The sequence below is a fragment of the Microcystis sp. M090S1 genome (assembly GCF_020246295.1).
Taxonomy (GTDB): Bacteria; Cyanobacteriota; Cyanobacteriia; order Cyanobacteriales; family Microcystaceae; genus Microcystis; species Microcystis aeruginosa.
In genome coordinates this window covers 1-13,790 of sequence record NZ_JADBTF010000434.1, presented here as the reverse complement: position 1 = coordinate 13,790, position 13,790 = coordinate 1, and the positions used below count along the sequence as shown (strand labels likewise).

The 13,790-nt window shown below is 42.8% G+C and carries 12 protein-coding genes and 1 pseudogene; 5 read left to right on the top strand and 8 right to left on the bottom strand.

All coding sequences use genetic code 11. The features are described from left to right. Positions 1 to 197: 197 nt before the first annotated feature. Positions 198 to 671 carry a type II toxin-antitoxin system VapC family toxin gene (locus tag IM477_RS19175; RefSeq protein ID WP_287733091.1) on the top strand — a complete coding sequence of 158 codons (474 nt, stop codon included), beginning with the start codon at positions 198 to 200 and terminating at the stop codon, positions 669 to 671. A gap of 2 nt (positions 672 to 673) precedes the next feature. Continuing rightward, positions 674 to 901: a hypothetical protein gene (locus tag IM477_RS19170; protein ID WP_004268635.1), complete on the top strand. Its 228-nt coding sequence runs from the start codon at positions 674 to 676 to the stop codon at positions 899 to 901. Positions 902 to 1,169: 268 nt separating this feature from the next. On the opposite strand, the gene IM477_RS19165 is transcribed toward IM477_RS19170, so the two are convergent. The 4 genes and pseudogenes from IM477_RS19165 to IM477_RS19150 form a co-directional block, all read right to left on the bottom strand. Beyond that, positions 1,170 to 1,496 (bottom strand): DUF433 domain-containing protein, encoded by a 327-nt coding sequence (locus tag IM477_RS19165; protein WP_004268636.1) that lies wholly within the window; start codon positions 1,494 to 1,496, stop codon positions 1,170 to 1,172. A gap of 527 nt (positions 1,497 to 2,023) precedes the next feature. Continuing rightward, on the bottom strand, positions 2,024 to 2,302 hold the full coding sequence (locus IM477_RS19160; RefSeq protein WP_002783564.1) for a hemolysin XhlA family protein: 279 nt from the start codon (positions 2,300 to 2,302) through the stop codon (positions 2,024 to 2,026). Positions 2,303 to 2,526: 224 nt separating this feature from the next. Then, on the bottom strand, positions 2,527 to 3,495 hold the full coding sequence (locus IM477_RS19155; RefSeq protein ID WP_287733090.1) for a cysteine synthase A: 969 nt from the start codon (positions 3,493 to 3,495) through the stop codon (positions 2,527 to 2,529). A gap of 24 nt (positions 3,496 to 3,519) precedes the next feature. After that, a pseudogene (locus tag IM477_RS19150) lies at positions 3,520 to 3,720 on the bottom strand (PhoH family protein); the annotation flags it as partial. 166 nt (positions 3,721 to 3,886) lie between these two features. Here IM477_RS19150 and IM477_RS19145 point away from each other — a divergent pair. Further along, a complete protein-coding gene (locus IM477_RS19145; RefSeq protein WP_287733089.1) occupies positions 3,887 to 4,816 on the top strand; it encodes a hypothetical protein in 930 nt (309 codons plus the stop codon). 177 nt (positions 4,817 to 4,993) lie between these two features. Here the strand turns inward: IM477_RS19145 and IM477_RS19140 are convergent, their stop codons facing one another. The 4 genes from IM477_RS19140 to IM477_RS19125 all read right to left on the bottom strand — a co-directional run bounded on the left by IM477_RS19140 (position 4,994) and on the right by IM477_RS19125 (position 11,902). Continuing rightward, positions 4,994 to 5,794 (bottom strand): formylglycine-generating enzyme family protein, encoded by an 801-nt coding sequence (locus IM477_RS19140; RefSeq protein ID WP_287733088.1) that lies wholly within the window; start codon positions 5,792 to 5,794, stop codon positions 4,994 to 4,996. Between the two features lie 754 nt (positions 5,795 to 6,548). After that, positions 6,549 to 9,434: a formylglycine-generating enzyme family protein gene (locus IM477_RS19135; RefSeq protein ID WP_287733087.1), complete on the bottom strand. Its 2,886-nt coding sequence runs from the start codon at positions 9,432 to 9,434 to the stop codon at positions 6,549 to 6,551. Continuing rightward, complete coding sequence (locus IM477_RS19130) at positions 9,431 to 10,390, bottom strand: AAA family ATPase (protein ID WP_287733086.1); 960 nt, start codon at positions 10,388 to 10,390, stop codon at positions 9,431 to 9,433. Before IM477_RS19130 ends, IM477_RS19135 begins: the two co-directional genes overlap by 4 nt. Positions 10,391 to 10,396: 6 nt before the next feature. Continuing rightward, the gene (locus tag IM477_RS19125) at positions 10,397 to 11,902 is read right to left on the bottom strand and encodes a VMAP-C domain-containing protein (RefSeq protein WP_287733085.1); all 1,506 of its coding nucleotides are present in this window, start codon (positions 11,900 to 11,902) and stop codon (positions 10,397 to 10,399) included. Positions 11,903 to 12,060: 158 nt separating this feature from the next. On the opposite strand from IM477_RS19125, the gene IM477_RS19120 reads away from it, so the two are divergent. Continuing rightward, positions 12,061 to 12,243 (top strand): hypothetical protein, encoded by a 183-nt coding sequence (locus IM477_RS19120; RefSeq protein ID WP_043998847.1) that lies wholly within the window; start codon positions 12,061 to 12,063, stop codon positions 12,241 to 12,243. A gap of 63 nt (positions 12,244 to 12,306) precedes the next feature. Continuing rightward, positions 12,307 to 13,422 carry a fatty acid desaturase gene (locus IM477_RS19115; protein WP_353845562.1) on the top strand — a complete coding sequence of 372 codons (1,116 nt, stop codon included), beginning with the start codon at positions 12,307 to 12,309 and terminating at the stop codon, positions 13,420 to 13,422. Positions 13,423 to 13,790: the final 368 nt, after the last annotated feature.

The following is a 13,790-nucleotide window of genomic DNA, read 5'->3' as shown; positions in this document are numbered from 1 at the left end:
GATTTTTTATCCGAATGCTTCGCCCCTACAGGACGCAGGCCGATGAAGACGCAAGGTTTTGAAGCACGATTCTCTCAAAATCTTGCACCTGTTTCGCGAGAAAAGCCACAAAACCCTTACCTTGCCTACATTTCACCTTTATTCAGCAAGCCCTAAATAGGGTATGATGGACGTTGGATAGATTTTCTCCTATTGCCGTGAGCGAAAGCGTCTATATTGAAACCAGTATCTTAGGCTACCTAACTGCTCGACCCAGCAGAGATATTATTGTGGCGGCTAATATTGAGATAACGAGGGAATGGTGGGAATTTCGTCGAAACGACTTTATTCTGTACACTTCCGAGGCTGTCCTAGAGGAAGTAACTAAAGGAGATACAGCGATCGCCTCCGAAAGGCTGGATATTTTGCGTGATTTTCCCTTGTTAGCATTGAACGAAGCTGCACAAGGTTTGGCTAAACAATTCTTAACCCGCAGTAATCTGCCTCCAAAAGCGAAAGTTGACGCGATCCACATTGCCGCCGCAACTGTCCACGGTATGGATTATCTGTTAACGTGGAACTGTAAGCATATTGCTAATGCTCAAATTCAGAGAAAATTGGCAGAGATCAGCATTGATTTTGGATACGAGTTACCGATTCTTTGTACACGCAACCAACTGTTAGGAGGTTGATTATGTTTCATGATGAGATCGTCGAAGAGATCCACCGAATCCGTGAAGAGTATGCCAAGTCCTTCAACTATGACTTGGATGCAATCTTTGCAGATCTACGCAAGAAGCAAGCGGAAAGTGGCAGAGAAGTTGTCACCTTGTCGCGAAAACCGGGTCTAGCAAAACGTTGGAGCGGACGACCGAAAGATATTGGTGATGATACAATGGATACCAGTCGCCGCTCAAGTTAGAATGGGATGACGAAGTAAAAGCTTTTTCGGCAAATTGTCCCCAATTAAATTATCAACTTTAGAGCATTGCTGGCCTCAGATATCTTAGGGTGCGTCCCAGGCAGCTTTTGCCTTTTTGAAAGCAGTTTAATCTAATACTAAATCCGTTGAGTATAGGCTACATATCAGGAGAGGCAACAGACAACAGGCAACAGGCAACAGGCAACAGACAACAGGCAAAACGGAGAATAAATAATCAGTTTTTAATAAGCGGATTTAGTATCATCCCCTAAACTGCCTGATTCTGCTCAATGAGTAAATCAATCTCATCTTCATGAGCCGCCGCATATACCCAAGCATTGGCTAAATCCGTAGCCTTAATAGTCGGATAACTTGTTAATAAATCAGCATCACTATAACCAAGACGACGAGCTTCTACTAACACCCAAACTGGAATTCTTGTATTGGCAATGCAGGCTTGTCCACCACAAACTTTAGGCGTTTTCTCAATTCCCTGCCAATTACCACCAAGACTTTGAGCGAGTAACTGGATTACCTGCACTTTTTCCCTAGGTTTGAGGGCAAGAAGTTGCTCTTCTAACTCTTTGATGATCACAGGCTTAAATCCTCATACAGTTTTGACCAATTATCCCTAATCATTTTACCAGAAAATTTGGGTTGAAAACCTCCCACTTTTAGTAGAGTCTAGGGTGCGTGTTTGCGGCTATCAATTCGGTCAAAAAACTCAAATTAACAATCCGCCGTAACGCACCACCTTTATCATTCGGGTTGCGTGTGTCTCCCCAGGAGTTTAACCCTCTGTTCTTTTGCTCTTTTGCCCTTTGTCTCCCGCCTAGCGACGGGTCGATTTTTTTGAGAAAATTGAGGTAGTGTTAATTTTTAACTACTTAGGGCTGGCTGAATAAATCTAAAAACCTTGTTGGATAAGACTTTTAGACCTTTGGGAAATCAAAAAGTACCGGATATGGGAGTGATCGGGGGGAAAATTCAGGTACTTTTTCCCTGAAAATTAGGTAATTGACCAGATGAAAATCGGTGAAACCCCACACCCCCCCCCGATGTCGGGGGGGTTGGGGGGGCCACACCCTGCCCCCAGGAAAAACTTTTTGCCGCAAACCCTAATTATGATTGAGAAAAAGGGAGAATAATATAGCGAATAACTGTTCCTATTAAAGCTGTTCCCAAGATGCCGATTAACGTCCAAATCTGGGCTTTCTGAGAGCCTTTTAATTCTTTTGTATCTTCTTTTACTCCTTCAATATCTTTTTCTAAACTATCGACTTTTTCCTCTAATCTCGCCTGTACTATTTTAATATCCATAACATCTTTTTGCAGATTATCTAACTTCTGATTAATTGAACCTAAAATTTCTTTGAGGTCTTGTTCAATAGTAACTGACATCTGATGATTCTCCTAATAATGATAGTTATCAGTATTATTGTCTATCTTGTCTCAAGTGCTTGCCAAACATTGCGCCTCATTTTCCCCTGCTGCCTTCTCTAATTGTTGCCGTACCGCTACCATGATCTCAACTAATCTCCGAGCCGATAATTTCTGATTTTCCTGTAAAATTCCGGGTTCATCACCTTAATCTAGCTGACAGATGACTTAACCCTAACAAGAATTTAAGCCAATCCTTTCTCAGCTAACCATTGAGGATTATATAAACGAGATTGATAACGAGACCCACCATCACACAGAACAGTAACTATGGTGTGGCCTGGCCCCATTTGTTTAGCCAAAGCCACGGCAGCACCGACATTAATACCCACAGAACCACCCATAAATAAACCATCTTTTTGTAATAGTTGATAAACAACTTTGATGGCAGTGGGATCATCAATTTGAATGGCATCATCTATGGGTGCGCCTTCCATATTAGCCGTAATACGACTATTACCAATCCCTTCAGTAATTGAACTACCTTCCAGGGTAATTGTCCCGGTTTTCACATAACTATATAAACCGCTACCCATCGGATCCGCCACCAGGCAGCGCACCTGGGGATTTTGGTCTTTTAAAAACATCGCCACCCCCGCGTAGGTTCCCCCGGTTCCCGTGGCAGCCACCCAAGCATCAATTTTACCGTCGGTTTGTTCCCAGATTTCCCGGCCGGTGGTTTCGTAGTGAGCGCGACGATTAGCCAGATTATCGAATTGATTGGCCCAGATAGCATTTTCCATCTCACTGGCCAATCTCCCCGATAATTTAACGTAATTATTGGCATCTCGGTAGGGAACGGCGGGAACAGTACGCACTTCTGCACCCAATGTTCTCAATAGGTCGATTTTCTCTTGGGATTGGGTATCGGGAATGATAATCAGGCATTTATAACCTTTAGCATTGCAGATATGGGCCAAACCGATGCCAGTATTGCCGGCGGTTCCTTCGACAACGGTTCCCCCCGGTTGGAGAGTACCGGCTTTTTCCGCTTCTTGAATAATATATAAAGCGGCCCGATCCTTGACCGAACCACCGGGGTTAAGAAATTCGGCCTTACCGAGAATCTCGCAGCCGGTTTCCTCGCTAAAACTATTGAGACGAATTAGGGGAGTATTACCCACCGCATCGACGAAACCATTTTTAATATCCATAATCTGTTATTTTTCGTGCTGTTCCTAGGCTGAGACGATTTTTTGTACTAAGGGATGACGCACCACATCGGCCCGCGATAGGTAAGAAAAAGCGATCCCTTCTACTGATTTTAGGATTTTTTGAGCGGCAATTAACCCCGATTCTTGTTGTTGCGGTAAATCGGTTTGGGTGACATCTCCAGTTACTACCATGCGTGAACCGAATCCCAAGGGAGTTAAGATCATTAATGCGATCGCCCTTTCTCAACCGGGGAATTGAATCGTTGGCCAATTTCTACCACTTTAGCAAAATTGTTGTCTTAGCTGAAAATATTGATTAAATTGGAAGTTTTTTAGCTGTGATTAGTTACCTAACCTAATATAGTGGTGGCATTCTGTAAGGAGTCCCACCGTGACTAACAATTCCATCGATCCTTTGACTATTGGCAATACGATTAATACTGCCTTCCGTCTTTATCGCGATCGCTTCCCAACTTATGTATTCTTTGCTGTCCGCGCCGGCTTGTGGTCGCTTCTCCCCTTAGTTTTGCAATTAATTCTCAGTCAATTACTTTATCAAACAATTACCCCCGAAGAAGGCAGCGATATTGGTTTACGTTTATTTCTTTTCCCGATACAAATTTTCTCGGCTGCTAAGTCTCTTTTCAATAATGCGGTTATCTCGCGATTAGCTTTTCAAGACATTATTTATCAGCCGGAAACTGCCGGACAAGCGGAAAAAAAAGTTAAGCCGAAAATGTGGCGCTTGTGGTGGATGCAGGTTTTGATCGGTTTGTTGGGAGCGGCAATAATCTTGCCGATAACGCTGTCTCTGGCGCTAGTAAGTTTGATCCCCATCCTTGGTGTATTGCTTATTTTACTGGCTTTTTTCTGTCTTCCTTTTTTCTTCCTTTGGTTATCTGCTCGCATTTACATTGCCGAATTGCCCTTAATAATTGAAGATAATTTAGGCAGTTGGCAAGCAATCAAGAGAGGTTGGCATTTAACTAAAAACTCGGCTTGGAGAATTGTGGGGCTGATGCTGATATTTATTGCCAGTTTATTAATTATTTCAGTTTATCTTCTGTCAGGGGCTTTGGCTTCAATTCTCTTTTTCTTTTCTGTCAAAATTCTCTTTTCCTTTTCGGTCAATTCTTCGGAGTACTGGCAAACGCTCGCAGAAAATCCTCTTTTTTTCCAACAAATGGCGATGTTTCCCTATGGTCTGACTACTATTTTCTTACTTCTGAATATTTTATTAGTTCCTTTTTGGCAATCTCTCAAAAGTGTGATCTATAATCATCTTTTAGACCAGAAAAAAAATGATGGGGGAGAATACTAATAACTGAGCAGCTGTTGATGTAAACTAAGACGCATTTAAACCGCTTATTCTTAGATTAGTTGAACTTCCCCCAATCCCTTTACTATTGCGTCTTGTCTCGTCTCAACAAGCAATTTATACCCCACAGAAAAAGGGTTTCTCGGAGAAACCCTTTTTCTACTCATGCAAGAAAAAGGGTTACAAAGTCCTCCCAGCACCGCACACCACCCGAAAACCGTCGTTGGAGGTGGAGTCGTTGCGGCGGAAGTTGAGGCTGCGGAAAGCGGAACGGCAGCAATCTGGAAGGTAGTACCAAGAACCGCCCCGCAGAACTTTAGATGCCTGATTTTGCTGTTTTTTGCTCTTTTTTATCTCCTCATAATTTTCGCACCAATCATCTTGACACCACTCCCAGACATTTCCGTGCATATCATATAAACCAAAGTCGTTGGCGTAGAATTGCCCAACAGGGGTGGTTTTTTGGAGATTGCCATTATAGTTGGCTAAATCTGGGGTAAGAATTTCCCCAAAGTGATAGGGGGGGTAGGTTTCTCCTTTGTGGAGATTTAAGGGTTTGGTTTGCGCTCGACAAGCGTACTCCCACTCAGCTTCCGTTGGTAGCCTATATTTTCTTTTACTTAATTTAGAGAGCCTTTGGCAAAATTCTACAGCATCTAACCAACTTACCATTTCAACGGGGTTTGTGCTGCCTTTAAACTCCGATGGCTCTGGTTCTAAATCTTGCTCTACTTTTAAATCTTCTCTTTGGGCAATATATAACCATTGAGCTTGGGTAATGGGATAAATACCCATCAAGAAGTTTTTCAGGGTAACGTTGTGTTGCGGCTTTTCACTTGTATTACCACTTTCTTGTTCTGAAGAACCCATTGTAAAGGTTCCCGATGGTATTTTGACTAATTCTATGTCTAGGTCATCGGTGAGTTTTTCTCTATAGATTAAAAGACGTTTTTGGGTCTTTTGGATGATTATTGTAGGCATAAGTAGGGTTGACTGAATAAATATGAAATATAGACGAGGTAAGGGTTTTAGTGTTCTGTATCGGCCCGCGTCCTGTAGGGGCGAAGCATTCGGGTAATAACCTATCGGTGAAACCGTAGATTTTCTATCCGAATGCTTCGCCCGTACTTTTTCAGCAAGCCCTAAGTAAGTAATTATAATTAAATTAAAAATTGATTGTAGGGTTGATTCATGAATCAACCCTACCTTGATAAGGGGGGTTTTGATCCCCCCTACCCCCCTTGATAAGGGGGTTTTGATCCCCCCTGCCCCCCTTGATAAGGGGGGTTTTGATCCCCCCTGCCCCCTTGATAAGGGGGGTTTGATCCCCCCTGCCCCCCTTGATAAGGGGGGTTTTGATCCCCCCTGCCCCTAGGTTTGATTGTAGGGTTGATTCATGAATCAACCCTACCCTTGATAAGGGGGGTTTGATCCCCCCTGCCCCCCTTGATAAAGGGGGTTTTGATCCCCCCTGCCCCCCTTGATAAGGGGGGTTTGATCCCCCCTGCCCCTAGGTTTGATTGTAGGGTTGATTCTAGGTTTGATTGTAGGGTTGATTCTAGGTTTGATTGTAGGGTTGATTCATGAATCAACCCTACCTTGATAAGGGGAAAACCTAAAACCCGTCTTCAATTTAATTATAACCAGCTACTGATCAGCCAACCTCATGTAGTACATTTGTTCAAAAAAATCGAAAAAGAGAAAAAGGGAAAAAAGGGAAAAAAGAGAAAAAGGGTTACAAAGTCCTCCCAGCACCGCACACCACCCGAAAACCGAAGTCGTAGCTGTCGCGGCGGTAGTAGCCGTTGTAGCGGTAAGCGGAACGGCAGATAAATGGATTGATGCACCAAGAACCGCCCCGCAGAGCTTTTTTTGCCTGATTTTGCTGTTTTTTGCTCTTTTCTTGCCGAGGACTACCATCCCTAGGTGCGCCTTGATAATTTTCCCGGAAGTCATCCTGACACCACTCCCAGACATTGCCGTGCATATCATACAAACCAAAACCATTGGGGGGAAATTGCCCCACGGGGGTGGTTTCGCTGCGATATTCTCCTGCCGGTTCCCTAGCAAAGCGTTCCCTAGCATCGTAGTTAGCTAAATTTGAGGTGAGGGTTGCTCCGAAGTGGAAGGGGGTGGTGGTTCCAGCACGACAAGCATACTCCCATTCCGCCTCACTGGGCAGCCGATACTGTTTCTTGGTCATTTTAGAGAGCCTTTGGCAAAATTCTACGGCATCTAACCAAGATACCCTTTCAACGGGGTTTGTGCTGCCTTTAAAATATGATGGCTCTGGTTTTAAATCTCGCTCTACTTTTAAATCTTTCCTTTGGGCAATATATAACCATTGAGCTTGGGTAATCGGAGTTTGACTTAGGTAAAACGGAGCGATTTTTACTAAATGTCTGGGGGATTCTCGTTTGAACCAATTCACCCCGTATTTTTCCCCTAGCCGCGCTATTTCCTCCGCTTCGGTTCCCATCCAAAACTCCCCCGAAGGAATATAGAGCATTTTTAAGCTGGGGGGATTTTCTTCAAAGTAGAAGGCTCTCACGGGTTCTTTGGCGGTAATTTGTCCCCTCTCATCCACAAAAACGGTTTCAGACTTAAACAGGGTTAGGTTAAATTTCTGGGTGATGATTTCTTCTTCTGTGTTATCCAAGACTTCCCTAAACTGGACTGGGATTGTCTCGGCGGTTATTTCTTCGCTTGCCAAAATTTTAAGCTGCTCAGGGGTTAAACGAAGACGCTGATACAGTTCCCCATCTTCTACGCTGAAATCCTTAAGTCTATGCTTGAGCAGTTGAAACAATATTTCCTCTCCTCCCGTAAGCTCTTTTACCTTAGCTATGGTTACGGTTTTATATTTCCTCAGCCACTTTTCCTCAACCGGTGGGGGTGGAGGTGAGTCAGCCATAGATTGCAGCTTTTGGCTAATTTCTTGGTACTTTGCTTCCCCTAGCTTTTGGAAAACCTTAGCAGACACCTTGGCAAAGGCGCGAACTAGATTAGCTGCTTCTTTGCCGAGGAGAACTTGGGGATTGGTAAGAATAAGACCAAAAAAGGTGGTGGTACTCAGGTTAAGTTTTTGGGCGATGTATTCCGAGAGGACAAAAATTACCTCTAAGGCGCGGCTATTCCCTAGTTCAGTGAGCAGAAGCTCTCTGTCCTCATCATCAAATTCAAAATCTAGGCTGTTGGGGGGAGTATGAAAGTTAAATTTACCTCCTTTGTCCCACTTCACTGGTTCCCCTCCTAGATAGACTTTAAGAAAACCGCTAAGGATGACTTCTGCTATGTTTAGGGGGTTAGAGGCGCTTAAAAGTTTGCTTTGGATAAGACGGATGATGGGAAGATTTACCGGGGCTGCGGCTAATTTTTTCAGTAATTCCCAAGCTAGAGGTGAGGCGGTACTAGCGAATAGTTCTAGAGCTTGCTTCCCAGACATCTCCGGAGAAATAGTTGCGGGTGTTTCTCTGTTTTGGGGGGATTTTTCTAGTAGTACCCCCGCACAGGTGGCGTTGCTGTCACCACTGACAACGAGCGCCCAAGCTTTTAAGGATGAAGGGGTTAGGGAGATGGTGGGTAGGGGAAAGTAGGTTTTTTGGATTGTTTCTCTGAGAATATGTTGATTTTCCTCTTCCTTCTCAATTTGTAGCAGCAGGGGGATAGAGGTAAATCTCCAGTTTTGTGAAGGTTTTCGGGGGGTTTGGTTGACTAGGGAGACGAACCAACCTCGACTAAGGGCGGTTCTTTCCCACATTGCTTCCGGGAAGGGAGAAAGCAGGGTGACGATTTGGTGTTTTCCCCAGTCCTGAAGAGCTTGGTTATAGCGTCCTTGATACCAGTCTGGGGAAGTACAATCACTGTAGAAGAGGATAAGTCTTTCGCCGCGAGGATGGATGAGATCTTTTGGGTGAATTGAGCAAGTATCGTTAGAGTAGGTACGGATGGCTAAATTTTGCCTGTCTTCGTCCCATCCGATGCGGTAGAGTTTGACATCCCGAAAGGCCCCGATTTGTTCTAGCCAATCGCGGATTTCCCCGGCCATTTCTTTCCAAAAGACCATGGAGGCCCATTCTTCAATCAGTAAAACTACCTCTAGGGAACGGACTTTTTTGGCTTGGTAAACGGGTATTAGGGCTAAACTGCCATCTTTCTTGCCGATGCTATACTCGGCCGATTTCTGTACGGTGCTGTTTAGGTTTATTTGTCTTTGGGTGGCTGAGTCTATCTTTTGGATGAGGGGACGCACTGCCCGCCCTAATTTTAGGGTTTCTCGCCAGAATTTGGCATCGGGGATGCTAATGGGTAGGGTGTCTGCGCCTATCTTCTCAGGCTGTTTTTGTGCTTCTGTCTCGCGTATTAAGGGAACTTCATCCGATGGGGCTGCTGGCTCTTGGGTTTCGTTTTTACTCTCCTGGGGGGGGTTTTTAGTGGTCGGGGTTTCTTCCTTTTCTTCCCTAGGCTCTGGACGGGGTTGGGGTTTTCCTTCCTCTTCTTGGGTGAGAGCATACCACCATAAACTATCAGCTATCTGGTAACTGTCTAGGTCCCATCCCCTGCCCTTGACAAAGGTGATAAATTTATCAATCAGTTCTGGTGTGGGAAGGGTTTGGGTCATGTATTGCCTGTGTCGGTGAGATAGGTAAATAGTAGGTTGGTAAGGGACTTTAATTCTGCACCTGTGGGTTTATTTTCGCCCATGCTCATAAAGACGGCGTTTAAAAGCTGGTCCGTTGCTAGTTCCCCTTTTTCTCGTTTTTTAACATATTCTGCGATCGCGTCTTCTATTTTTTTACTTTCGGGACTGGCTTCTTTATAATCAAAATGGCTTTTTACTATCTTTTTTAGTTCCTCTGGGGTAGGGTCGGGAATTTCTAAGAGCAGACATCTACGTTTAAAGGGTAGGGGAAAATCCCTCTCGCCGTTGCTCGTCATAATCACTATGGGGAACTGTTGGCAGCTTACCTTACCTTGGGGGATGGATTTCCATTCACCGTCATGGGTTTGTACTTCTATTGGTTGGTTTTCGGTATCTTTCGCGAGTCGGGAAAGTTCGGTGATTTCAAATCTTCCCTCTTCAAAAAGGTTTAAGAGGTCGTTGGGTAAGTCGATGTCACTTTTATCTATCTCATCGATAAGCAGTACCCGGGGATAATTTCTCGGACAGAGGGCTGTCCCCAAGGGACCCAAGCGGATATACTGCCCTATGTCTTTTTTTTCTTCTAGTTGGTAATCTTGCAAACGTGCGATTGCGTCGTAGTAGTATAATCCCTCTTGTAGGGTGGTGCGGGTATTAATTGGCCAGACTAATACTTCTCCTAAGTCTAATTCGTAGGCGATTGCGTAGGCTAGGGAGGTTTTCCCTGTACCCGGTTTCCCTGTGACTAAAATAGGCCGGCGTAGGTGAATGGCTGCGTTTACGGTTTCGATGGTTTTATCGTCAACTATGAGTTGTTTTCCCCGCTCCTCGGATTTGTTGGTGGCGAAGCTTCGCCAAGGTGGGATTTCTGGCCAAGTAATCTTATCCCTTGAGCGTTTTTCATGATTGCCTTGAAAGATTTTCCATGAACTCATAGTTAGTTAACCTAGGTGCTGAGATGTTAAGTAGTGGAAGGGGGGCATCCGATTAGGGTCTTCTAAAAAGCATAATAGATGATGTCCTAGATGTTCGGGTTCATCTTCTAAATTATCTGGTGATTGTCGCCTCACCTCTTGAACTCTTGTGGACAATTGATTGATTTGAATACCCTGTAAGAGTGTATTAATTTGTGTTCTGTGAATTGCTTCCTGAGCATGACAGCGCGACCCAACGGCTAAAGGTATGCCATATTTTAAGCTTCTTTTAAAGAATTGCTCTAAATCCTCTTGAGTTGAAGCGCAAAGATTGCTCCATAGAGTTGTTTCTTGGCACAAATAGGACTCGCTGTTAGTAACTGTTTGTGTATCTATAGAATTTGTTGTTAATCTCTCCCATCTACTTTTCCAATTTTTATAAACTGGTTGATTCCGATATCTATTCTCCAATCTCATAAGAGAGCGAACATTAACAAAATATACTCTCTTAAGTTGAGTTAGGCTATCAAAGCAATTGTATTCCCAAGATTCAAAGTTAGTATATAGTAGCTTACCATTGGTGAAAAATTCAATATTTAAATTTGCACCTCCTCGCTCATGACAATCTTCAATAATTTTTGTTAAAATGTTCGTTATATCTTTTTGAGTATAAACATCTTTGCTAACGCTACTATCTACAGGAAGATGTATATAATTATTTTCTTGACTTTGAGATGTATTTAACTGTAGAAACCACGCAGCAAATTTATATTCAGGGGAAGTATTTGCTTGACTTTTACTCTCCTCTATTTTGATAATTAGATAGTTGTTAATATTTTCTCGATTGTCAGGTTCCGGATTAATTGCTGGTATCTCTGCTATCCAAGCATTGTAATCTGTGTCAGTAATATTTAATAGTTTCTTTAACTCCTGTATTGTTTGTTCAATGTATGAGCGAGTGTCGCTATTAATTCTGCTATCTTGAGTAAGTCTAAAAAGTATTCTTAATAAATCTTTATCATCTCGAATATTTATGATTTTATCGATGATTTTTTCAAAATTAGCATTGTCATTATCTGGCAAGTAAGACTTTATGATCCGATTCAGTTCTGATTGTTGTTGTCCAGACAAGTTATTTTTAAGCTCTGTAAATATATTAATTTTTGTCTTGCTTTTAACAAAACTATTTTCTACAGAGATACCCTTGTTATCGATAGCATTCCAATGCTCAATTAATGTAATAAAATTGGTCTTTTGAACTTTTATAGGCGTTTTCATAGCTTCTGTGAGAGCTTTAGAAATCAAGGTAAATAATTTTTTATTTGCTTCTTTCCTAAGATTTTCTGAATTTAAGTAATTTTTCTCTGCTATCTCATCATAAGTTAAACCTTGACGAAATCCATTTACTAAGATTTTTTGTATATCAGATAATCCCTTATTATCTACTTTTATAACTAACTGCATTACAATGCCCAAAAAATCTGATTCATTCAGATCACTTGGTTTTTTAGACTTAGGTTTTCTATTTCCCATTTGTACTTGTGGTTCTCCTTTTAAGAATACAATTCACAAAATGCTACTTTTAGCTACTTAATGATACTTTGGCAAATTGACTACTAAATGCTACAAAAACTACCTCGACAATTAAAAGGGCTAGAAATAAGCTAAAAGTGTAGTCTAATTCAGAGCTTATGTACATCTCAAACTACCAGATTAAATCACTAACCCAGAGGCTAAAAAATCGCTTGGGGTATGTACCCAAAGAAGCTTGGGTAATTAATCTCGCCATCGAGATAGAAATCTCTCCAAAGCAATTTTTAAGTGATGGGCAATTAGTCCAGCACTACCGAGAAATCGAACAACTGCACAGCTAATAAAACCGCCTGAATTTGGTTATTTAACCATTTTCAGGACAGTACAACTTATTTTCTACTGCCATGATACTGAAAAAACCCACCCCAACACAAGCATCGGCTTTAAGGGATAATCCACGCCTAGGGATGCTCCAACTCAGCGATAATCGTCTCGTACAAGCTTTCTTTGACTGGCTAACAGGCTACTACCTTACCCCCCCTCTCTGGAAAAGCACGCCCTCCTTAGAATTACTCTATGGCATACTCCAGTATATAGGCGGATTAGCGATCGCTCTTAGCCACTGGCAATTAATACCCCTAGGATGGGTGCTATCCGTAGCTGGAGCGGCTCAATTGCAGGAAATAGCCCACTTTTGCGCCCATAATGCTTTTTTCCCTCAATATCCCACTTATAACCATCTTTTAGGTTGTTTACTTACCTTAATTACCGGGAAAAAGCCCTTTCCATTGTTCAAAAAAGATCACCTATTAATTCACCACCCGCCGAAAAACTTAGCTACCATGAATGACAAGGGGAATACCCCCTACCTAGTAGAAGAGTTAGGTTTTGAATTTGCCCAAGAAGAGGCCTTCTATTGGCAAAATTTGGGCAAGTTATTACTCTCTCCCAAGTTTTACGGAGAAACCTTCCTTGCTCGCCTGACTAATCTCCTTAAAGCTCCCATTAACTATCAAATAGCTACCCTGATTGTGCTTTTCTTGGCCTCTGTTTGTGCGGGTTTAACCCATGCTTGTTTAATCTGCTTACTCTGGGCGGTATTTACCCAACTCGGAACCTATGCAGCCGCACTCTTGCAACAGCTACCGGAGCATAATTGGGCCTATGAAGCCGATGATAATGAGGGAGCTAAATCTCAGGTAATTGGTAAATCTTTTGCCCTATATCTGGGTGCTTATCCTCCGCACTCGGACCACTGGTTAGAGTGGTTAAAATGGTACATAGAATTAGTAGGAGCAGTCTTTATCCGGCTAATCATCCTTCCAGTTAGCCTAGGAGCGCACTGTGTTCACCATGCTACACCAAACGATCACAACTGGGCTAACCAACTATATACCCTAAGAGCTTTTCAGACTGGCTCGGTGAAAGGATGGCAGCGTTATCAATTCCTTGAGGTTTGGGGATACCGAAACGCCTTAAACTACGTCTTTGTCGGTTTTAGTTTAAGGGGAAAAAGCTAAATTAAACTCGGTGTGCAACTATATTTTTAGTCTTGATTTACAACAAGGCTTTCAGAAATCAGCAGAGATAAAGTATCCTCTGGAACCCTGATTCTGTCGTTTTTAGTTGCACATCGCAAACCTAATTCGGGTCTGCTGAAAAAGTTTTTCCTGGGGGTAGGAGTCAGGAGTCTCCGAGTCAGTAGCCGGTCGTTTCGGGCTTTGTTGCCATTGTTTTTTGTACCAAGCTATGTACTACAAGAAGGATAATGCAAGGTTTTTGAAAGTCCCAATCCTATTTTCTTGCACTAACATCGGACTTTAACAGGTCAAAAGCCTTATTTTAAAAGGGTTTTACCATTATTCAGCAAGCCCTAATTCTATACTCT